Source organism: Peribacillus sp. SRI_006 (genome assembly GCF_057586375.1).
In genome coordinates, this window is the sequence record NZ_JBYCZT010000004.1 from 34,690 (window position 1) to 57,045 (window position 22,356).

General features: G+C 42.2%; 18 protein-coding genes and 1 other annotated feature. Of the genes, 8 read left to right on the forward strand and 10 right to left on the reverse strand.

Annotated features, from left to right (window positions below; all coding sequences use genetic code 11):
* Positions 1-76 precede the first annotated feature (76 nt).
* Entirely contained in the window at positions 77-1,771 is a 1,695-nt protein-coding gene (gene ezrA / locus AC2YHV_RS06205) for a septation ring formation regulator EzrA (protein WP_057276728.1), read from the reverse strand.
* 167 nt (positions 1,772-1,938) lie between these two features.
* Here ezrA and hisJ point away from each other — a divergent pair, with 167 nt between their 5' ends.
* On the forward strand, positions 1,939-2,742 hold the full coding sequence (gene hisJ / locus AC2YHV_RS06210; protein WP_487372816.1) for a histidinol-phosphatase HisJ: 804 nt from the start codon (positions 1,939-1,941) through the stop codon (positions 2,740-2,742).
* Between the two features lie 14 nt (positions 2,743-2,756).
* Here hisJ and refZ read toward each other — a convergent pair whose 3' ends face one another.
* Positions 2,757-3,401, reverse strand: a complete 645-nt coding sequence (gene refZ, locus AC2YHV_RS06215) for a forespore capture DNA-binding protein RefZ (protein ID WP_034309217.1) — start codon at positions 3,399-3,401, stop codon at positions 2,757-2,759.
* A gap of 154 nt (positions 3,402-3,555) precedes the next feature.
* Here refZ and AC2YHV_RS06220 point away from each other — a divergent pair, with 154 nt between their 5' ends.
* Both AC2YHV_RS06220 and rpsD read left to right on the forward strand, forming a co-directional pair.
* Positions 3,556-4,035 (forward strand): GAF domain-containing protein, encoded by a 480-nt coding sequence (locus tag AC2YHV_RS06220; protein ID WP_034309218.1) that lies wholly within the window; start codon positions 3,556-3,558, stop codon positions 4,033-4,035.
* A 633-nt stretch (positions 4,036-4,668) separates the two neighbouring features.
* Positions 4,669-5,271 (forward strand): 30S ribosomal protein S4, encoded by a 603-nt coding sequence (rpsD, locus tag AC2YHV_RS06225; protein WP_057276730.1) that lies wholly within the window; start codon positions 4,669-4,671, stop codon positions 5,269-5,271.
* 329 nt (positions 5,272-5,600) lie between these two features.
* On the opposite strand, the gene AC2YHV_RS06230 is transcribed toward rpsD, so the two are convergent.
* On the reverse strand, positions 5,601-6,245 hold the full coding sequence (locus AC2YHV_RS06230) for a hypothetical protein (protein WP_487372817.1): 645 nt from the start codon (positions 6,243-6,245) through the stop codon (positions 5,601-5,603).
* 728 nt (positions 6,246-6,973) lie between these two features.
* Positions 6,974-8,230 (reverse strand): tyrosine--tRNA ligase, encoded by a 1,257-nt coding sequence (gene tyrS, locus AC2YHV_RS06235; protein ID WP_034309231.1) that lies wholly within the window; start codon positions 8,228-8,230, stop codon positions 6,974-6,976.
* Between the two features lie 66 nt (positions 8,231-8,296).
* Positions 8,297-8,513: a binding site (T-box leader), on the reverse strand.
* 148 nt (positions 8,514-8,661) lie between these two features.
* Here tyrS and AC2YHV_RS06240 point away from each other — a divergent pair.
* Positions 8,662-11,682, forward strand: a complete 3,021-nt coding sequence (locus AC2YHV_RS06240; protein WP_487372818.1) for a transglycosylase domain-containing protein — start codon at positions 8,662-8,664, stop codon at positions 11,680-11,682.
* Positions 11,683-11,811: 129 nt separating this feature from the next.
* Here the strand turns inward: AC2YHV_RS06240 and acsA are convergent, their stop codons facing one another.
* A complete protein-coding gene (acsA, locus tag AC2YHV_RS06245; RefSeq protein WP_487372819.1) occupies positions 11,812-13,530 on the reverse strand; it encodes an acetate--CoA ligase in 1,719 nt (572 codons plus the stop codon).
* 323 nt (positions 13,531-13,853) lie between these two features.
* Between acsA and AC2YHV_RS06250 the strand changes: the two genes are divergently transcribed.
* Genes AC2YHV_RS06250 through AC2YHV_RS06260 form a run of 3 tightly spaced genes read left to right on the forward strand, consistent with a single transcriptional unit; the run spans position 13,854 to position 16,352 of the window.
* Positions 13,854-14,486 (forward strand): GNAT family N-acetyltransferase, encoded by a 633-nt coding sequence (locus AC2YHV_RS06250; RefSeq protein ID WP_034309235.1) that lies wholly within the window; start codon positions 13,854-13,856, stop codon positions 14,484-14,486.
* 26 nt (positions 14,487-14,512) lie between these two features.
* Positions 14,513-15,163 carry an acetoin utilization AcuB family protein gene (locus tag AC2YHV_RS06255; protein ID WP_063575475.1) on the forward strand — a complete coding sequence of 217 codons (651 nt, stop codon included), beginning with the start codon at positions 14,513-14,515 and terminating at the stop codon, positions 15,161-15,163.
* Entirely contained in the window at positions 15,156-16,352 is a 1,197-nt protein-coding gene (locus AC2YHV_RS06260) for an acetoin utilization protein AcuC (protein WP_487372820.1), read from the forward strand. The genes AC2YHV_RS06255 and AC2YHV_RS06260 overlap by 8 nt, the downstream gene beginning before the upstream one ends.
* A 73-nt stretch (positions 16,353-16,425) precedes the next feature.
* Here AC2YHV_RS06260 and ccpA read toward each other — a convergent pair whose 3' ends face one another.
* The 5 genes from ccpA to AC2YHV_RS06285 all read right to left on the reverse strand — a co-directional run bounded on the left by ccpA (position 16,426) and on the right by AC2YHV_RS06285 (position 20,989).
* The gene (ccpA, locus tag AC2YHV_RS06265; protein WP_053535943.1) at positions 16,426-17,430 is read right to left on the reverse strand and encodes a catabolite control protein A; all 1,005 of its coding nucleotides are present in this window, start codon (positions 17,428-17,430) and stop codon (positions 16,426-16,428) included.
* A gap of 379 nt (positions 17,431-17,809) precedes the next feature.
* Entirely contained in the window at positions 17,810-18,886 is a 1,077-nt protein-coding gene (locus tag AC2YHV_RS06270; RefSeq protein WP_034309244.1) for a bifunctional 3-deoxy-7-phosphoheptulonate synthase/chorismate mutase, read from the reverse strand.
* Positions 18,887-19,404: 518 nt separating this feature from the next.
* Positions 19,405-19,731 (reverse strand): bacillithiol system redox-active protein YtxJ, encoded by a 327-nt coding sequence (gene ytxJ, locus AC2YHV_RS06275; RefSeq protein ID WP_057276733.1) that lies wholly within the window; start codon positions 19,729-19,731, stop codon positions 19,405-19,407.
* A gap of 128 nt (positions 19,732-19,859) precedes the next feature.
* Positions 19,860-20,432, reverse strand: a complete 573-nt coding sequence (locus tag AC2YHV_RS06280) for a YtxH domain-containing protein (protein ID WP_034309249.1) — start codon at positions 20,430-20,432, stop codon at positions 19,860-19,862.
* 47 nt (positions 20,433-20,479) lie between these two features.
* A complete protein-coding gene (locus AC2YHV_RS06285; protein WP_034309251.1) occupies positions 20,480-20,989 on the reverse strand; it encodes a DUF948 domain-containing protein in 510 nt (169 codons plus the stop codon).
* Between the two features lie 229 nt (positions 20,990-21,218).
* On the opposite strand from AC2YHV_RS06285, the gene AC2YHV_RS06290 reads away from it, so the two are divergent.
* Positions 21,219-22,331 carry an aminopeptidase gene (locus tag AC2YHV_RS06290; RefSeq protein ID WP_057276734.1) on the forward strand — a complete coding sequence of 371 codons (1,113 nt, stop codon included), beginning with the start codon at positions 21,219-21,221 and terminating at the stop codon, positions 22,329-22,331.
* The last annotated feature ends 25 nt before the right edge of the window (positions 22,332-22,356 follow it).

Genomic DNA, 22,356 nt, shown 5'->3' on the forward strand with positions numbered 1-22,356 from the left:
GCTTCTTTTTATTCCCGAGAATGATTTAACTTCCCACCTAATCTACAAAAAGAAAAAAACCCGCCATGGCGGGTTTTCAGGAAAGGACTTCTTCTATGTTCGCACCGATTTTTTGTAAACTGCCTGGGTCGACCTTTTCTATGGCAGTGGCTGCCGTTTCCAATGCGGCTTGATATTCATAGCTTCGGAATTTCGCTTCGGCTTCCCTTAGGCTCTCGGCTACCATATCGTGGCTGCTTCGGTAACGATTTCCGAATTGAATCACCTTTTCGGCCAAATACATATGCTCGATCAATTCTTGGGCTTTTTCGTGGACCTTATCCACCTGTTGAACCGCTTTTTCCAAATAAATATAAACAGCGGCCATCTCAAGCGGCTTTTCTTCAAGTTTACCCTGAACGTCATCCATGCTTTCTTTGGCATCCTGAAGCACCACTTTATACTCTTCTGGAAGACCTGGAATATTGCTTTTTGAAATTAAACGTCCAGTATCGACCATTTTGCGCTTCAATTCTGCCAGTGAATCCCTGGCATCCATTTCATCTTTTCGTAAAGCCTGTAATTTAACGGTAAAGTCTTTCTGATTTTCCTGTAATTCCTTCAACTGTACTGCAAGCCCCTGCATCTCTTCGCTGATAAGCGAGCTTGCCATCACATTATCCTCCATTTTCAAGACGAGCAATTGATGGCGTTTTGAAATCTGGGCAATCTGCTTTTCCATTTTCCGTTGGGCATCGAGCTCATTTTCCGTCAGATGATACGTGTGTTGAACATGTATGGTTTCAACTTTAAGTTTATCGTTTTCATATTCAAGGTCACTAATCGTTTTCCTGAGAATTTCATCATTTTTCAAGATATACTGTTTTGAAAGTACTTCTTTTTCCAAAAGGTCATAAAGAACCTCGATGCTTTCGCGCATTTCTTTAATGCCTTTTTCCACTGCTTCCGTTTCGGCATTTTCCAATTGTGTTTTATATAGATCCAGTTCTTCCTCAAGCCGTGATATCTCCTGCTCGAATTGGATATGGCTCAACAGGTACCCCTGTCCCGACATCTCCTCATAACCATCCTTCAATTCATTAAGCTGGGAATGCAGCTCGGATTGGCTATCAACCAATAATTTTGGGAGCATTTCCATTTTAACTGACAGAACCGCCAATTTGTCCTTAATGGTGAGAACAAGCTCCCTCGCATTCAAATAATTGCCGTTCACGGTCTCTTCTTCATATTTCTGAAGGATCTGCAACACTTCATCCAAGGAGCTTTCCAGCTTATCAGCCGCTTTCCCATAATTATGCCTGTGTGCAAGCAGGGATTTCTTCAATTGACGGTAGGAATCTTTGATATCCTCAATTTCCAATCGATTCTTTTCCTCACTGCCTACGAGTTCATTCAGTTCGTATAGGATCTTTTTGATCATTTCCTCTATTTCATTCAGCTTGACTGTAATTTTGCGCTGTATCTCTTTTGATCGGCTGAAACGGTATTTATCGACGAATTCCTCGGCATCGAATAAAAGCTCTTCGACTTCGGGCATATGATCCGTAATGATGGCATCCCATTCAATGCGCCAGTTTTCGAACATTTCCTCTGTTTCACCTGTCATGTTCAATTGTTTGACTTTAGAAAGCTCTTCCAGCACGGGGCGGTGCGTGATGCTTATTTTCCAGGATTCCAGTCGATCGATTTCTTTAAAATATCTCTTTTTGAAAAAATAACCCCAAATGATGAAAATCAAAATTAATACAATTACCCCAATTATGTAATCCATGGTAAGCCCCCTGTTCTAGTCCTTACAGTCTTGCTATTTATATATGAATTGTAAAAATGTTAAATTTAATGCTTTTATGATACCATGTTAGCAATAATTTTTGACGAGAAAAATGATTTTTTTGTAGAAAATTGCTACAAATACCTGTTTTTTGGGAGGGAAGGACCATGAAAGCTGACGGTCATGTGCACACTCCGTTTTGCCCTCACGGCTCTACGGATAAATTCGATGAATATATTACGCGGGGAATCGAGCTAGGATTAAAGGAAATCACATTTACGGAACATGCTCCATTGCCACGAAATTTTCAAGATCCTACGCCTGAAAAAGACAGCGGGATGGACGCTGCCCTGCTCCTGGATTACTTTCAAGAGCTCCGCGTACTGAAAGAACGCCATAAAGACAAAATCCTGATCAAAACAGGTCTGGAGGTTGACTTTATAGAGGGGTATGAAAAAGAAACAAAAGAATTCCTCGACGAAATCGGAGAATTCCTTGATGATAGTATACTTTCCGTTCACTTCATCAAGCATCAAAACAGCTGGCATTGCATCGATTTCAGCGAAAATGGGTTTGCTGAGATTGCCAATGAACTAGGTTCAGTGGAATCGGTTTATGCCAAATATTACGATACACTGGAAAAATCAATAGAAACTGATTTAGGCATTTATAAACCAAAACGGATCGGGCACATTACGCTTGTCCATAAATTCCAGCATCGATATCCGCCGGCATCAAGTTTTGACGAGCGGGTTTACACGGTTCTCGAAATGATCAAGGATCAAAGGTATGAACTGGATTATAATGGAGCTGGGCTTGTAAAGCCGCTATGCGGTGAACCCTACCCTCCTGAACGATTTGCAAAGCGTGCTTTAGAACTCGGCATTCCGCTCATTTATGGTTCCGATGCCCATCAGGCTAAAGATTTGGGTCAGGGCCATCAGGCACTGATTGCAGGGTATAATGGGTAACTCATATTTACACCTCAGCCCCGGCCAGCTAACAGCGGCTGCAGGTCTTCGGCAATGAAAAGGGTATCTTGCAGAAAACGCCCGACTTCATTGGCATAAATATTCGTGTAATACGCTTCCTGCGGGAATACATGAAGCACATCCATCGCATAATGGGTATGCAGGACAGGGGCCGTCAATAATCCCTTCAACTGCAGCATATACATGGGAACGGAGACCTGCTGGAAACTCCTGCTCTTGATTCCTTGTTCCAATATATATTGAAAATAAGACTTTTCCTTTGTAAAATAAGTCGAATGAATTTCACGGTTTAAATTGGAATCGAGTGAAGATTCCCCATATATGAACCTTGCAGCAAGGAAGTTTTCCCTCTGGAAAGCGAGAATATCCTTTACAAGGTTCATCAAGCAATGCTGCGGGCCTTTAAGTTCAAGCAGCGTCATGTTCGTCTCAAGGACCAGGATATATTCTTCTAAATAGGAAGTGAAACAGAATTCCAGCAACCCCTGCTTATTCTTGAAATAGTAGGCAATATTGGCAGCGTTCACTTTCGCTTTATTCGCAATATCCCGTATGGATGTAGCATGATAGCCTTTTAAATGAAATAGATGCAATGCAGCATCCACAATGGCTTGTTTCGTTGGCGTCTGGCGATTCATTCAGGCAATCCCTCGCTTTCTTTGAGACAAGTCTTATGGACTACTTCTTCACGAAAGAGCCTGAATCCTTTAGTAAGTTCTCGACAATTTTCCAACAATGGAGCATCATGATTAGAAAGTGCTGTAAAAATATGAGGAAGACAGGTGAACGCTTTTGTTTAATGTCGAAATGTATCAAGGAAAAAAAGAAAAAAACTATGAACTGGTCCAAAAACAACTACTTGCCTTAATCGAAGATGAAACGAACAGGATAGCCAATTTAAGCAATGCGGCAGCTTTACTTAATCAGTTTCTCGATGAGATTAACTGGGTTGGCTTTTATTTATATGAAGAAGACCAATTAATACTGGGACCCTTCCAGGGGCTTCCGGCCTGTGTCCGCATTCCAATGGGCAAGGGCGTATGCGGGACTTCAGCGGCAACTGAAAAAACCCTGCGCATTGAGGATGTCCACCAATTCCCTGGACATATCGCCTGCGATGCGGCATCAAGATCTGAAATTGTCATCCCGCTCATGAAGGATGGCAAATTGCTTGGTGTCCTCGATATCGACAGCCCGATAACGGACCGTTTTGACGAAATGGATCAGCAAGGACTGGAGAAGTTCGCTGAAATCCTTTCCAATCATCTATAAAAAGTAAAAGGGAGCGGCAACCCATGCCTGCTCCCTTTTACTTTACAGGACCACTTTTACATGTACCCGTTCCTTCCACAGGATTGAACCACACCCATGGCATAGGCACCCAAGGAATGTCTCAAACCATCCATAATTTTTGGATTCATTACCTACTAACGCCTACAATGGAAAAACCTCTCTATTTGTATTTTTCAAATAGGCTCTTATCGTAAAGATTGTTGTTTTTAAAACAAAACTATTTAAGGTTGATTGGTGCGGAAGTGCGAGACTCCTGCGGGAGCAGCGGGACAGGTGAGACCCCACAGGCGTTTACGCCGAGGAGGCTCACCCCCGCGGAAAGCGAGCATCTGGAGGGGAAATCAACCACACCGCAATAATTGGTAAATAACAATAAAGAGAATCACAACTGTCCTTGACTCATTGAGCAGAATATTATACAATACTCTTTGTGTAAAATATTGCAGCCTATGTGATAGCCTTTATGTTCTCATTTTGTTCCTCAATCCAGAGGTGTATCTCGTAACCCTCTGCTGCTAGGGCGAAGGTACATGAAAACAAAATGGTCATGATCGTACATTCACACGGTTTTTATTTTACCAAAATAAAAACATTTAAAGGAGGAGTCATCCTATGGCTCGTTATACTGGCCCAAGCTGGAAACTATCCCGTCGTTTAGGAATTTCCCTAACAGGTACTGGTAAAGAATTAGAAAAACGCCCTTATGCTCCAGGACAACATGGTCCTAACCAACGCAGAAAAATTTCTGAATACGGAATGCAACTGCAAGAGAAACAAAAACTTCGTCACATGTACGGAATCACTGAACGTCAATTCCGTTCAATGTTCGACCGCGCTGGCAAACTTAAAGGTGTACATGGTGAAAACTTCATGGTTCTTCTTGAATCACGTCTTGACAACCTAGTTTACCGTCTTGGTTTAGCTCGTACACGTCGTCAAGCACGTCAACTTGTTAACCACGGTCACATCACTGTAGACGGAAGCCGCGTAGACATTCCATCTTACAAAGTGTCTCTTGGACAAACAATCTCAGTTCGTGAAAAATCACGTAACTTCTCAATCATCAAAGAATCAGTTGAAGCAACTAACTTCGTTCCTGATTTCCTTACTTTCGATGCTGAGAAATTAGAAGGTACTTTCACTCGTTTACCAGAACGTTCTGAATTGCCTGCTGAAATTAACGAAGCTCTTATCGTTGAGTTCTACTCTCGTTAATAAAAACGCTTTGTTAACAGCAATTAGGAAAACCCTAAAAACATTGATACATCAGTGTTTCTAGGGTTTTTTTCTTTTTCTCCTGATTTTTAGAATGGTGTATGATAACCTGTTTAATTAGGGGAGGTTTATAAAACTCCAATAAAAAAATAGGTTGTGGACTGTTGCTTATTTTTACGTTCTCTTGAAATAGGAGGACGTTTTTAATATCAGAGAAGAATACTTTATAAAGTAGTATAATAAGTAAAAATATAGCGAAAGCCAAGTCACCACCACATTTAAAATAGATACTGTATTTGTTCTCCAATGATTTATAAACTGATGATTTCTTATTTATATTTAACTTTTATATAGGAAGCACCAACACCGTATGCAGTATTTGAATAATACGTATTTATAACCTTTCCAGTCGGGCTTTTTACTATGTGTTTAAATCTCTTGAAAGTAATATCTGACCAAACACCTAATCTACTGTATTTTTTTGAATTAGCTGGGATTGTTGTAGAAACTGAGGTATTATGAGCTACGCTAACACCCACATTAAATCCATCATAACTATAAGAACCAGAAATAGTATATGATTTCCCACGAGAAATAGTATAACTGCTAGCTTTAGCCCAAGCGTTTGTAAGAGGGTGATAGTTTACCCATTTTTCTTTTGCTGTATTAGTAGTAATGGTTGTTGTTGTAGTTTTATTACACGTTGCGCATATAGGAACAATTTTTATAATTTGGCTATCTAAATAAGCATTATAGTCTTCTACTGTATCAAAAAATACTAAGGTTCCATCGTCTTTTGTTAAACTGTAAGGAGCATCAACTGTTAATTCCACATTAGCTCCTTCAATTTCTACAATGGAATCGTCTCCACCTTCTGCTGAGACCCTTGATAAATTCAGAGATCCTATTAATAGAATAAACAGGCTGAAAAGACTAAGAAGTTGAATGTAAAACTTTTGGTTATTAATTCTCATTTTTTCCCCCTCCATTTTTTCTAAATTTTCTGATAATTAAAGTATACACTTTTTAGTATATAATACAAATTAACTAAAGAGAGGTGATATTATGAAATTAATAGCCGGAACTATAGCACTATCTGTTTCTTTTATCCTATTTATTTATTTGTATGGCTTAAAAGTAGATCACTCTATTAAATACAACGGGAGCTTTTATACGTTTCCAGCAATACTATTATTGATAGCCATGTTTTGTTTTGTATCAATTATGAGGAAAAACAACAAAGACTAAACAAAATAAAATGTTGATTAGCTAAAAATCCTGACTCAAATTCGAGTAGACGTGTTGGAGATTCCAGAAAATCATGATAATCCGTTACAGCATACCATTCAATGAAAGTAATTCATGAAAGTAATTCTTACCTCCTTCTTATCTGCAGAAATCTCTTGCCTATTGGAGCTTAGACAAAGCTGTTTCGGTACCTTTTCAAAGATAGCATCAAGTTCCAGGATCAAACCCTTCCATGTAAGATTGGCTTTTGCACCCTTTTAAATGTGACTACTGCAGATTTAGACTTAGGTTTCCATTCTCCTCCCAAAATCATAGCTTATCCTCCCAACGGTTTTGGGTAAAACGACTCTAGGGGGTGCCCGCGGAAAGCGAGTGCCCACGTTCCAATCAACGTTTTTTTTCACAAATTATTGCAGAACAAAGCCCGGCTGGGATTCAGCCGGGCTTTGGACAATCATTTCACTAATGTGTATTTCTTCTTGCCGCGACGAACGAGGATGAACTCCCCTTCAATCTTGGCAGCTTCCGTCACTACATATTGCAGATCGGTCACTTTCTCCCCATTTATGGAGATTGCCCCGTTCTGAATATCTTCACGGGCTTGACGCTTTGATGGCGAAATTTTCGCTTCAACGATTAAATCGACCAAACCGATATCTTCCTTGCTTTCACGTTCGAAGCTAGGGACATCTTTAAAGCCCAATTTGATTTCCGCTGCACTTAAATTCTTCACCTCACCGCTGAATAGGGCGGCAGAGATTTTGATCGCTTGGTCAAGAGCTTCCTGACCATGAATCAAACGGGTCATTTCTTCCCCTAAAGCTTTTTGCGCTTTACGCAAATGCGGTTCGTTTTGTACGGATTGCTCTAACTCTTCAATCACCTCACGAGATAGGAATGTGAAGAATTTAAGGTATTTCACGACATCTGCATCTGCTGTATTGATCCAGAATTGGTAAAATTCATAAGGAGTCGTTTTTTCCGGGTCAAGCCATATCGCTCCGCCTTCCGTTTTACCGAATTTCGTTCCATCCGCTTTCGTTACGAGCGGGATCGTCATACCGAATGCTTTGGCATTCTCATCATTGGATTTCCTGATCATTTCAAGGCCGGTCGTAATGTTGCCCCATTGATCACTGCCGCCTATTTGCAATTTACAGTCGTAATTGCTGTATAAATGACCGAAATCAATTCCTTGTAAAATCGTGTACGCAAATTCAGTGAAGGAAATTCCCGTATCCAAGCGGGAAGCAACTGTATCTTTTGCCAGCATGTAGTTAATGCCGATGTATTTCCCGTAATCACGCAGGAACGTAACCATATCGATTTTGCCTATCCAGTCATAGTTATTGACCATGACCGCACCATTTTCACCGTCGAATTCAAAGATGTGGGATAGCTGCCCTTTTATGCAGTCTGCATTATAAAGCACTTTTTCCAGCGTTTGCAGCTGACGTTCCTCTTTTTTACCGCTTGGATCACCGATGAGTCCTGTCGCACCGCCTACCAGCACAAGGGGACGATGACCGTGCTGCTGGAAACGGCGCAATGTCAAGAATGGCAATAGATGACCGATGTGCATGCTATCCGCAGTTGGATCGACACCACAGTATAAAGAAATTTTCTCTTTTTCCAAAAGGTTCTTAAAACCTTCTTCATCCGTTTGTTGATAAATAATTCCTCTCCACTCGAGGTCTTTAAGCAATTCCATTAAATATTCCTCCTCCATCTTAGAAAAAACCCGCAAAAAGCACACAAAAACGCCCCTTCATAAATATGAAGGGACGAATGAATTCGCGGTACCACCCAACTTGAGGACATAATACGCCCTCCGCTCAAGACGAATAACGGTCGTCAGCCGTTTCCTGCTACTAATCATTTCACAGCAAATGCTCCAGGAAGTAATTCATCATACCATTTGTACCGATTTCCACTAACCACCGGCTCTCTGAAACAGGGATAGTCTGACTACTGGGTCCTATCATCGCGATCATTTAATCATTTTATTGTTGTTAATAAACTTTTATCATACATAAGAATCCTTGTCAACTTCACCCTACAGATTATAGAAAAATAAGAAAGATGCCCTTTCCCCTACCGGTTGTATGCTATAATATATGTGATTTCAGGGGGTATGATACGATGAATAATAATCAAAAAGATAGATTTCAAACAGTCTGGAAGCAGCTGACCCGTTTTTTCCAAAGTGAAAAAACACATAAGAACGCGCGGGTTACATACCAAGTCATTTGGAATTTAACACTGATCCTCATTATTGTCGGGATCCTAGGATTCTCATTCGCCGGCGGCGTCGGAGCCGGCTATTTCGCTGCCCTCGTCAATGATGAGCCAGTACGCTCAAAAGAAGATTTGAAAAAAGACATTTACAATTATGAAGAGACCTCTGAAGTATACTTTGCAGATGAAGTATACTTGGGCAAGCTTAAGAGTGACCTTGAGCGTGAGGAAGTGTCCATCGATAAAGTTTCCGAGCATCTTAAAAATGCAGTCATCGCTACAGAAGATGAGTATTTTTATGAGCATGACGGGGTTGTCCCGAAAGCCATCCTGCGTGCGATTTACCAGGAATTTTCGAATGCAACCGTCCAATCGGGAGGAAGTACATTAACACAGCAGCTCATTAAAAACCAGATCCTGACCAACGAAGTATCATTTGACCGGAAGGCAAAAGAAATCCTTCTTGCGCTCCGGGTCGAAAAGTTCTTTGAAAAGGAAGAGATTTTGGAAACCTACCTAAACGTCTCCACGTTGGGTCGAAATTCTTCCGGTCGGAACATCGCTGGAGTCGAGTCGGCTGCTGAAGGTATTTTTGGCGTGGAGGCCAAAGATCTGACTCTGCCCCAATCCGCTTTTATTGCTGGATTGCCGCAAAGCCCTTTCGGTTATACACCATATACTCAGCAAGGAAAACTGAAAGAAAATCAAGAACCCGGCATCAACCGGATGAAAACCGTTTTAAAGCGGATGTATAGTAACGGGTACATAACAAAAGAAGAATATGCTAAAGCAAACGCATACGACATTACTAAAGACTTTATCGGTAAAACGGAGATGCCATCCGAGAAATATCCATGGCTCACCAATGAAATCGAAAAACGTTCCATCGAAATCCTCTCTGTCAGTCTGGCAAAAGAAGATGGATATGAAGAGAAAGATTTAAAGAATGCTGACTTAAAAGCTCAATATCTAGCACTTGCCGACCGTAAGCTGCGGCAAAATGGCTATAAGGTATATACGACCGTCAACAAAAAGATTTATGACAAAATGCAGGAAGTAACGAAAAACTATCCGAATTACGGATACGATAAAGCAGGTGAGCCCGTTGAAGCCGGGGCCATTCTTATCGAGAATAAAACAGGGAAAATCATCAGTTTCGTAGGCGGCCGTGATTTTAAGCGGAAGCAGTACAACCACGCCACCGCTTCATTGCGCTCGAACGGATCAACGATGAAGCCGCTGGTGATATATGGTCCAGGCATCGAGCTGGGCAAGATTTCGCCTGGCAGCGTATCGGCCAACGTGCCGATCTCCATTCCAACAGGAGGCAAACCGTGGAGTCCAGGAAACTATGGCGGCGGCAGCTATACGGGAGTATCGACTGCCCGCGAGGCCCTGAAGAATTCCTATAACATCCCGGCAGCGCTCTTTTACAAGAAAATCATCAACCTGAGCCCCGCTTCGTATTTGGAAAAAATGGGCTTCTCCACCGTGACGAAAGGGGATTACTCCAATCTTGCCTTGTCATTGGGTGCGATGGATAAAGGTGTAACCGTTGAAGAAAACGTCAATGCATATGGCACTTTTGCCAATTCAGGAGAATTCATCGATGCTTATATGATCGATAAAATCGTTTCGAAAGATGGCAAAGTCATCTATCAGCATAAAGTGAAACCAGTGGATGTTTTCTCTCCGCAAGCCGCTTACCTGACGCTCGATATGATGCGTGATGTCGTAAACAGCGGGACGGCGGCCTCGGTCAGGAACCGCCTTGCTTTCTCAAGCGATTGGGCAGGTAAAACCGGTACTTCACAAAACTATTGGGATGCCTGGTTTGTAGCCAGCAACCCGAATGTATCGTTCGGGACATGGCTCGGTTATGACAAGCCGAAATCCTTGCAAGGGACTTATAATGGTCTTGAATATAATAAACGTAATTTGTATTATTGGGCAGATCTGATCAATGCCGCATATAAAGTCGAACCGAAACTCATCGACCCCGATAAGCGATTCGAAATGCCTGGCGGAATTGTCAGCCGTTCCTTCTGTGGCGTTTCAGGACTGCTGCCTTCAAGCTCATGCCAAAAGGCCGGGCTTGTCAAATCGGATTTATTCATCGCCAAGTATGCTCCATCCAGGGCGGATGATAGTTTCATAGATGGACAATATGTATCAGTGGGCAGCAAACGCTACGCAGCCCTTCCGCAAACACCTGGCGAATTCAAAAGCGGCGGGTTCATGTTGAATCCAGATTCCTTTGCAGATATCGGATTGAGATATGTCGTTGACCCGGGATCCGTGATTCCCGGAGCCGAAAAATCAGGAAATGTCGTCGGGGCGACAGCGAAATTGAATGATAATGGCAAAGCACCAGATCCCCTATCCATAGCGATCAGCAACGGTAAGATTACATGGGGCTTGCATCATGAAGGAGATGTCGTCGGTTATCGTGTCTATAAAGACGGCAAAAAAGTGGCGAGCATCAATGCTGGGGAGAATCTTGTTTACAAAGTCGGCTCTGGCGGATCTTATTACGTAACGGCCGTCGACATTGTCGGTAAAGAATCAGCCCCTTCCCAACATGTTGAAAGCGGCGCTAAAAAGACAAGTTCCAAAGAAGATTCCACGAAAAATAAAGATGATCGCGGAAAAGATAAAATAGTTAACGAAGTTAAAAAAACAGACTCAAAAGAAGAGAACGGTCCAGACAAAAATACAGATAAACAACCGGAAAAAGATATACAACCAGAAAAAGATATACAACCAGAAAAAGAAACGGAAACGGATAAAGAAAAAGATCCAGTTCAAGACAAAGATCAAAACAAAGAGAATACAGATAAAGAAATTCAAGGGAACGACAAAGATCAAGGCACAGTCAATGATCAAGAGCAAGAAACGGATAAAGCGGAAGATGAGGAAGAATGACACTCTTGAACTAAAACAGGCTGTCGGGTAACCCCGACAGCCTGTTTCCTTATAATCTCCCAAAAAGGCATCCATGAAAGTGACAATGGATGCCTTTTTCATTTTCAATAATCAGTATGACTCAGTTTCTCAATCCTCCATCGATGATAAATCACCGGTTGGCAAATCAAGTTCCCAAGCTTTCAAGACACGGCGCATGATTTTACCGCTTCTTGTTTTAGGAAGTTTATCCCTGAATTCAATTTCACGAGGTGCTGCATGTGCTGCTAAACCATGCTTCACAAATGTACGAATATCCTCAATCAACTCATCGTTCGCATCGTATCCGTCACGAAGGGCGATAAACGCTTTGATAATCTCCCCCCGAACCGGATCCGGCTTACCGATGACCCCCGCTTCAGCTACAGCTGGATGCTCGACCAACTTGCTTTCCACTTCGAAAGGTCCGACCCTCTCCCCTGCCGTCATGATGACATCATCAACACGGCCTTGGAACCAGAAATAACCATCTTCATCCATGTATGCGGAATCTCCGGAAACATACCAATCATCTGGCATAAAGTAAGATTCATATTTCGCTTCATTCTTCCAGACGGTCTTCATCATCGAAGGCCAGCCTTTCTTGATGGCAAGGTTCCCCATTCTATGCGGCGGAAGCTCGTTGCCTTGATCATCCACTATTGCCGCTTTCACGCCAGGAATCGGTTTACCCATCGAACCAGGTTTGATTTCCAGGCAAGGATAATTGCAGATGACCTGAGCCCCGGTCTCCGTCATCCACCATGTATCATGGATCCGGTGATTGAATACCTTCATTCCCCAGCGCACCACTTCCGGGTTCAACGGTTCACCGACACTTAAAATATGTCGGAGATTGCTTAAATCGAACCGCTTAACGATCTCGTCACCCGCGCCCATCAGCATCCTGAAGGCAGTCGGTGCACTATACCATACCGTGACACCAAAGTCCTCCAAGGTCTTGTACCAGGATTCAGGCTTGAAACGCCCGCCTACAATGACATTCGAGGTCCCTGTCAGCCAAGGTCCAAAAATCCCGTAAGACGTCCCTGTCACCCAACCAGGATCCGCTGTGCACCAATACACATCCTCATCCTGCAAATCAAGGACCCATCTTGCCGTTTGATAATGCTGGATCATCGCATTATGAACATGAAGCACCCCTTTTGGTTTTCCTGTGGAACCGGAGGTATAGTGAAGAATCAGACCGTCATTCCGATCGACCCATTCAATGTCGAATTTTTTGTCGGCTTCTTTTAATTTCTTATTGAAGTGATGGTACTTTCCTTCTTCTTTTATATTTTCCCCCACCAGGAAAATATGCTTCAAATGGGGTAATTCATCCACTGGAACGCGCGGCAAAAGTTCAGGTGTCGTCACAATCACACTTGCCTCACTATCTTCAAGACGATCCCTTATGGCGCCTTCCATGAAGGCTTCGAACAACGGCCCTACGACCGCTCCCGTTTTAATCGCACCCAACAATGCAAAATACAGCTCCGGGGAGCGAGGCATGAAAATGAAAACACGATCACCTTTTTCCACATTGGCAATGTACTTGAATACATTGGCCGCTTGGTTCGTATAATCTTTCATTTCCTTGAATGTATACTTTTCATTTCTTTTATCGTCTTTGTAATAAAGGGCCACTTTATTCTTTTTGTATGTTTCGACATGGCGGTCAATGGCTTCATACGCAAGATTCACTTTACCGGTTTCAGACCAGGAGAATTCCTTTTCCGTCTCAGACCAGTCAAACTTATTGTATTTTTCATCATAATTCTTTAAATTAAAATTACCTTCCACTACTGGTAACGCTTTCACATTCATACGACAAACTCCCCCTTCATTCGGCTCTATATTTTTATTATAGTATAAGAATCGAATTATCTCAATTTTTAAAATATTGAGTGCTTCCATATTAGGGAAATCCCTTCTTGGTGAATGTTGAAAGTTACTTGTATATGGTTATGGTCAAGGTGCATCCATATAATAGCCGGGAAAGAAGGGGCACTGTAACAAAAGCGCCTTGAACTTTCTGAATTATGCCCCTTGTTTTCATGTATAATTTATGTAAGCTTTCCATTCGGTTTAAAAGCGATGCTTCGGAATGCGAGAGTGTAAGATTACTATATAACAAGGGTGGTGAAAGAATGGAATATAGTAAGACCTTTTACACTAAGGAACTGCAGACTTTAAGCGGAACGCTCATCATCGAGGGACCGTTAAGCGGAGAAAAAATGTCCGCTTATGAGTTTCATGAAGACTTGGTCGCCTTTCGCCCCCCTGCTTTGCAGCATAAAGCGTTAATAGAGATAGCAGACTTGCCTGAGGGCAGGATCTTCATCGCCCGTGAAAATGAAACAATCGTGGGGTATGTAACTTACTTATATCCCGATCCCTTGGAGCGCTGGTCGGAAATCAAGATGGAGGACCTGATTGAGCTTGGTGCAATCGAGGTCATCCCTAAATACCGGGGTGCCTCGGTCGGGAAGAACCTGATCCGCCTTTCAATGGAAGACGATTCGGTTGAAGACTTCATCATCATCACCACTGAATACTATTGGCATTGGGATTTGAAAGGGACAGGGCTGAATATTTGGGACTATCGCAAGGTCATGGAAAAAATGATGAGTGCGGGTGGCTTGGTCTACTTTGCAACAGATGATCCTGAAATCAGTTCCCACCCGGCCAACTGCCTGATGGCCCGAATTGGCAAAAGAGTCCCGCCGGAATCCATCCAGAAGTTCGACCAATTGCGTTTTATGAATCGGTTTATGTATTAAAGAGGAGAGGAAGAGGAGGAAGGAAAATGATTGTTGAAACAATAATGAATGAGGATATCATCACCCTCACTCCAACGGATACCATCCATAGCGCTGTCTTGATCATTAGGGAGAAACGAATTCGCCATATACCCATTGTCGATGACAGCTTTCAACTTGTGGGATTAGTCAGCGACCGTGATATTCGGGATGCTGCCCCTTCTATTTTCCGTACCGAAGAATACAAAAATGATTTACAAAAACCATTATCAAGCATCATGAAAACGGAAATAATCACAGGGCACCCGCTTGATTTCGTGGAAGAAATCGGGGCTGTTTTTTGTGATAACAATATCAGCTGCCTTCCAATCGTAAAGGGCAGGAAGTTAGTGGGCATCATAACCGGTACTGATTTACTTCATTCATACGTTGAGTTGACAGGAGTCAATCAGCCCGGTTCCCAAATCGAAATCAGAATCCCGGATAAGGCAGGTTCCCTTCATGATATTGCCCATATTTTCAAAAGGCGCAATACGAATATCCTGAGCACCCTTGTTTATCCTGAAAAAAATGGAACCGATTATAAAATTCTTGTAATTCGTGTACAGACGATGAATCCATTTATGGTGGTGGAGGATTTGAAGAAAGAAGGCTATACCGTTTTATGGCCTAGTCTACCGGGGATTTCACATGAATGATACATCCCTTTTCGTCTATTCGGATGAACTCCTTACCTACAAATTCAACGATGAGCATCCATTCAATCAAAAACGCCTTAAACTCACGCTTGATTTATTAAAAAAACACCATGCCATCAATGATGATCAAATTATCAAGCCCAGAATGGCTACAGATGCAGAATTGGAACTGATCCATGATCACCATTATGTAAACGCTGTCAGATTAGCGGGCCAGGGAAAGCTCCCCCCTGAAAAGGCAGTAAATTATGGACTGGGAACAGAGGATACCCCTATCTTCCCCAATATGCACGAAGCAAGCGCCTTGCTTGTAGGCGGTACCTTGACGGCTGTGGATGCCGTCATGACCGGTCAGTCCCTGCACGCACTTAATCTTGGCGGTGGCCTGCATCACGGTTTCCGCGGGAAAGCCTCGGGCTTTTGCATTTACAATGATAGTTCGGTCGCAATTAAATACCTGCAAAAGAAATATGGGGCGCGTGTCTTGTATGTCGATACCGATGCACATCATGGTGACGGAGTCCAATGGTCATTTTATGATGATCCTGATGTTTGCACCTTATCCATTCATGAAACGGGGCGCTATTTATTTCCCGGCACCGGCACGATTAACGAGCGGGGCCAGGGAAAAGGCTACGGCTATTCATTCAACATCCCGGTCGATGCGTTCACTGAAGATGAATCCTGGCTCGAATGCTATAAGGCTTCCTTTAAAGAAGTCATTGAATACTTCAAACCGGATGTCATATTAACGCAAAACGGAGCCGATTCCCATTATTACGATCCGCTCACCCATTTATCTGCCACCATGAAGATTTTTAGGGAAATACCAAAGTTGGCCCATGAAATGGCCCATAAGTATTGCGAAGGACGGTGGATTGCAGTAGGCGGCGGCGGATATGATATATGGCGCGTCGTACCGAGGGCTTGGGCGAGGGTCTGGCTTGAAATGACGGATAATGACATTTCAGGTCCCCTATCAAAGGAATGGCTCGATAGCTGGCAGCCTGAGTCCCCTGTTCCCCTACCGGCTGAATGGGATGACATGGAAGATATATACGAACCCATTCCGAGAAAGCCTGAAATTACCGAGAAGAATGCCCTGACGCTTGAAAAGGTCCTTTATCCCATCAGGTCTTCCAAGCAAACATCGAAAAGCAATGAACAAAGTAAACCAAAAGATCGTTGAAAAACGATCTTTTTTGTTCGGTCATCATTTGAGAACAAAAAGAGAGTGCCCTCGGGACACTCTCCAAACCAGTTTATTTCGTTGATTGACGGTTTTCAATCCGATGCGGCAGGATCACCTTTTCAAGACCTTCCTCCACTTGTTCTTTATTCATCAACTTTGTAAGAAGCCTCATCGCAACCGCACCAATATCATATAAAGGTTGAACGATCGTCGTGATTTGCGGACGCACCATCAATGTCAATCTCGTATTATCGAAGCTGATCACTTCAAAGTCTTCCGGCACATTATACCCCTTGTCCTGTGCGGCATGGACAATACCAAGCGCCATTTCATCAGCACCGGCGATGAATGCCGTCGGCCTGTCTTCAACTTCCAGGTACTTTTCAAAAGATTCAATTCCTGAATCATATGTATAATCACCTTCAACAATATACCTTTCATCAAATGAAAGACCAGCTTCTTTCAATCCTCGTTTATATCCAGTCAGTTTCATTTCATTAATCAGCGCGGAAGGGTTTCCGCTTACAAAAGCGATATGCTTGTGGCCTTTATCAGCAAAGAAGGTCACTGCGTCAAATGCCGCCGCCTCATAATCAATATTAACAGATGGAACTTGCCCGCTTTCATCTACCGAACCTGCCAGAACGATCGGAACCGGTGAATTCGTAAACTCTTTGACATGCTCATCAGAAATGTTGCCGCCCATGAATACGATGCCATCCACTTGTTTTCCAAGCATCGTATTCAGCAAATGGAATTCCTTATCTATATTCTCATCAGAACTGCTTAGAATGATATTGTATTTATACATGGTCGCTATATCTTCTATGCCCCGTGCCAATTCGGCAAAAAAGATGCTCGAGATATCCGGGATGATGACCCCGACAGTAGTCGTTTTCTTTGAGGCAAGTCCCCTTGCCACTGCATTCGGTCGGTACCCTAACTTTTCAATCACATCGGAAACTTTCTTCCTTGTTGCAGGCTTTACATTTGGATTCCCGTTAACTACGCGGGAAACGGTGGCCATGGAAACATTCGCCTCACGTGCCACATCATAAATGGTTATATTATTCATTCATCCATTCCTCCATTTCTTTCATTTTCCCCATAAAAGACCCGAATTATTTCGAAAAAAAATCTTTTATGCGTTTTTCTCTATAAGGAAGATTATTTTAGGAACGATCTGCCTAACAAAAAACAGTCCTACTCTCTTCTCAGTCAAATATTCAATACCCTATTCAAGTATAAAATTCACATAGATATCACTTTATGTATGACTCAATCTTCCGAACAGTTCTCATTCTTGTTATTTATCATACGATAGTCGAATCTTTCCTGCAATCCAATAGTGCTTATTTCGAAGGTTTTTCTGTAAAAACTAGTATTTTACCATTAAAAAAAGCCCTTGCCAAGTTGGTAAGGGCCGTAAGTAGATAAATTAAGACATTCTTAGCTTAAACAGTTACCCAGTTCAAACGTTTAATTTCATCGTAGAATTCATCAAATTGTTTGAAGTCCATTTGCTGTGCAGAATCCGATAGAGCAACGGAAGGATCCGGATGCACTTCAGCCATAACACCGTCAGCACCGATTGCAAGAGCCGCTTTAGCCGTAGGAAGCAATAGATCGCGACGTCCAGTTGAATGCGTTACATCAACCATGACCGGTAAATGTGTTTCTTGTTTTAAGATCGGTACAGCAGAGATATCAAGTGTATTTCTTGTTGCTTTTTCGTAAGTGCGGATACCGCGTTCACAAAGGATGATGTTGCCATTGCCCTGCGACATGATGTATTCCGCTGCATGAATGAACTCTTCAATCGTTGCAGCAAGTCCGCGTTTTAACAGAACTGGTTTATTTACTGCACCTGCCGCTTTTAGCAAGTCGAAATTCTGCATGTTCCGCGCCCCGATTTGGATGACATCGATATGATCGATCGCCGCTTCAATATCATTGGCACTCACGATTTCACTGATGACAGCCAAGCCGTATTCATCAGCAACGCGTTTAAGTATTTGTAAACCTTCCAAACCAAGCCCTTGGAAGTCATATGGAGATGTACGTGGCTTAAAGGCACCGCCGCGCATCAATTTCAAACCTTTAGCTTTAATGACTTCCGCCACCGCAGCTGTCTGCTCATAAGATTCAACGGCACATGGTCCGAAAACGAAGCTAGGGATCCCGTTACCTACCAATTCACCCTTGATGTCGATGATCGTGTCTTCAGCTTTTTGTTTTCTTGATACAAGAAGCGTCTTCTTCTGATCATCCTTTTGCAGCTCCAAGCCCAATTTAAAGATTTCTTTGAAAATATGTTTAATCGAACCAAGATCAAGCGGTCCTTGATTATTGGCTTCGATAAGATCCAGCATTGTTCTTTCACGGACCGGATCGTAACGGTTTACACCTTGTTTTTCTTTAACGCGACCAATTTCCTGTACAAGTTCAGCACGTTGATTAATAAGATGTAATAACTGAAGGTTCACATCATCCAGTTGATTACGAAGTCCATCAAGCTCTTTGTTGCTCATTACAAATCCATCCCTTCGTTTTTTAAAATAGAAATCGGTTCAGCGGATTCAAACTAAAAAAATCCCATCCGGATCCTCGAACATCCACCCCGATTGTTTTATCAATGAAAAATTTAGAATATTTCATGTATGATTAAATCAATTATAAATGAAGTGTCCATAAATGTCACTATATTTTTCTTTAATAATTAAACGCTTTTAAGCATTAAAGTTATAAATACTTAAAACTAGGTGCCGCTCATGCCAGAAAAACGATTACACAGAATATTGAAACACAATCCGTTGTAGGAATTATATTGGAAATAGAACAGGAAAGCTATCATTTAATTGATCATTTTTCACAAGAACATAGAAAAGTTTAAATTTTCTGCCACTCGTCCGAAGCCGAGAAATGTTTAAAGAGTCTTTACGGAAGGGCCTTCCTAGAAAAGGTTTCCCCAGGATTAACAACCTTAGGCCCGCCAATCAATGGAATAATAAAAGGCCGGACCCCTTACCAAAGGGATCCGGCCTTCCATTCATTCTGTAATGGCCTTGCTCAATGAATCATATGTAATCCGCCAATGAGATTCATTCCACACAGGTTTTCCACCTTTAAAAAGGATGGCCTGAGGTGATTGATGTTTGACATCAAAGGTTTCTGCCACATAATTGGATAGTGGACGAGCTTCCTGGACGGCCAAATAGGCCGTTTTAAGCTGTTCGTTCCCTAAGATGTACCTCTCATATTGTTCAAATGCTTCAGCGCTGACAGGGCATGTTACGCTATGCTTGAAAAGCAGGAATGTATCCTCTTTTAGAAGCTCATTGAATTGTTCTTCTGTTTCGATTTTGCTCATGACCATATAGCAGTCTCCTTTCCTTGTCATATAAATTTTACCATCAAAAAGGCGATGAAGCCATCGAAGCACTTCACCGCCTTATTCTTCGTCCCTTAATGACTCTTCATTCCCATTAAAGGAATCCAGGGAGTTTAATTCTTTAGTTTACTTTCCGTTTCATCGAATGCCTTTTTCGCTTCATCAAGTTTTAATTTTGCCGCATTCTTGTTTCCGCTTGTAGGATCTGCAGGATTATTTTCCGAATCATTGCTGTTAGCAAAGTTCGTTTCGACGGATACGATAGGTGCATCGGTAGTTCCGGTTACATCAATATCCTTATTGCTTGAATTGGTTGTATCATCAGCAGCGTCGCCGTTTTCTTTTCCTGTTTTCAGGCTCTTCACTTTGTTGACGATATTCGAAGATTTATTGGAAACGATTTCCGTGACGGAGTTTGTTTTTTCCTTTGCAGTATCAGCAAGGACTGTACCTTTTTCCATCGCCGTTTGTCTTAATCTTTCTGTTTTCTCGGAAATGTTTCTAGCTTGTTCGTTGAAGTCATTCCTTAATTCCTTGCCTGTTTTCGGAGCCATGAACAAAGCAGTAGCCGCTCCGATCATCCCGCCGATCAAGGCGCCAATCATAAAGTCCTTAGAATTGATCGAGTCGCGTTCGTCCTCATATGATTTCTGATAGTCCTTTGTCGGAAATTCTTTTTGAGTCATAATACATTCCCCTTTCAATTTTCGATTCATTTTTATTTAACTAGATTTTATGATCTAGAACGTAAAAACCTTTTTTTAGGTAAGTTATCTGTCTCCAGCGCTTCCCTTTCTAACTCTGCCCTTTCAGTCGGGGTCGGGGCTGCCTGTTTGCTTCTGGACTTCCATTTGTCCCTGATCTCCATGGCTACATTGCTCCATTGTACAATTTGTGAGATTCTTTCTTGATTATTATCAATCTCAGCCTGCACTTTATGGGAAACCTTTTGGATGGAAGAATTAAAGCTGGAGATGGATGTACCTACATCCTTCACCGCATCCACCACCGTGTTCAGGTTTTCTGACTTTTGCTGCAAATCTTCAGCCAACGTATTCGTTTTATGTAATAACTGAGTAGTTTCGAGCGTTATGCCCTGCATTTGGCTCTCTAGTCCTGTCAGCGTCCGGGCCACACTGTCCAGGGTAGTTTGAAGTGATGTCAGTACCTTCGTTAGAAAAATAACGAGTACCAAAAAAGCTATCGCTGCAACAGCAGCACTTACGTATAAAATAATCTCCATTGGAACACCTCCGAAAAAAATCGACTTATTTAATAGCTGTTAGATATTAATTACCCCTTCCCTATCATTATAAACTTATTTATTTTTTCAATATACCCTATCAAACCCTAATCTGGAAATATTGTTGTCTGCATCCAGTTCCTCCGTGAAATTCACGGGTGACACTTATGGCTGGAAATCGGGTATGATAGAAAAGATAAGTCGAATTTAAACAATGGAGGTATTTTTTATGAAAGATCCCAGAATTGGTACATTGGCCAAAAACTTAATCAATTATTCCGTGAAGCTTCAAAAAGGTGAAAAAATCTTGATCGAAAACTTTGGATTGCAGCGTGAACTTGTTAACGCACTTGTGAATGAAGCCTATGCAGCAGGTGGTTACCCATTCGTCCTGTTAAAGGATCACCAAGTCGATCGTGCCTTGCTGATGGGTGCCAAAGAAGAACAGTACAAGATGATGGGTGAGTTTGAAGCCAACGTAATGAAGCAGATGGATGCTTATATCGGGCTTCGTGCCGGGGATAATATCAATGAACAATCCGATGTCCCTTCAGAGAAGATGGCGATTCATGGACAGACAGTCGGTAAAGTACATAGAAATATCCGCGTGCCAAAAACAAAATGGGTCGTACTTCGCTACCCGACAAATTCCATGGCCCAATTAGCCAAAATGAGCACAGAAGCATTCGAAGACTTTTATTTCGAAGTCTGCAACCTCGACTATGGCAAAATGAGCGCAGCAATGGACAACCTTGTTGAATTGATGGATAAAACGGATAAGGTCCGCTTAACTGGGCCCGGTACGGATCTAACCTTCTCCATCAAAGACATTAAAGCCATCAAATGTGCGGGTGAGCTGAACATTCCTGACGGTGAAGTATATACGGCTCCAGTTAAAGATTCCATCAATGGAGTGATTTCGTATAATACTCCTTCCCCATATCAGGGTTTTACTTTTGAAAACGTGAAGTTGACATTCAAGGATGGAAAAATCGTTGAAGCGGTTGCGAATGATACGGAACGCATCAACAAAATTTTTGATACTGATGAAGGCGCACGATATGTCGGTGAATTTGCAATTGGTGTAAATCCTTATATTCTACACCCGATGCAAGATATCCTCTTTGATGAAAAAATTGATGGAAGTTTTCATTTCACTCCAGGACAATGCTATGATGATGCCTTTAACGGAAACCATTCAGACATTCACTGGGACCTGGTCAATATCCAGCGGCCTGAATATGGCGGCGGGGAAATCCATTTTGATGACGTCTTGATACGTAAGGACGGACGCTTCGTTTTACCGGAACTGGAAAATTTAAATCCGGAAAATTTAAAATAACCCAATAAAAAAACGACCGATCCGC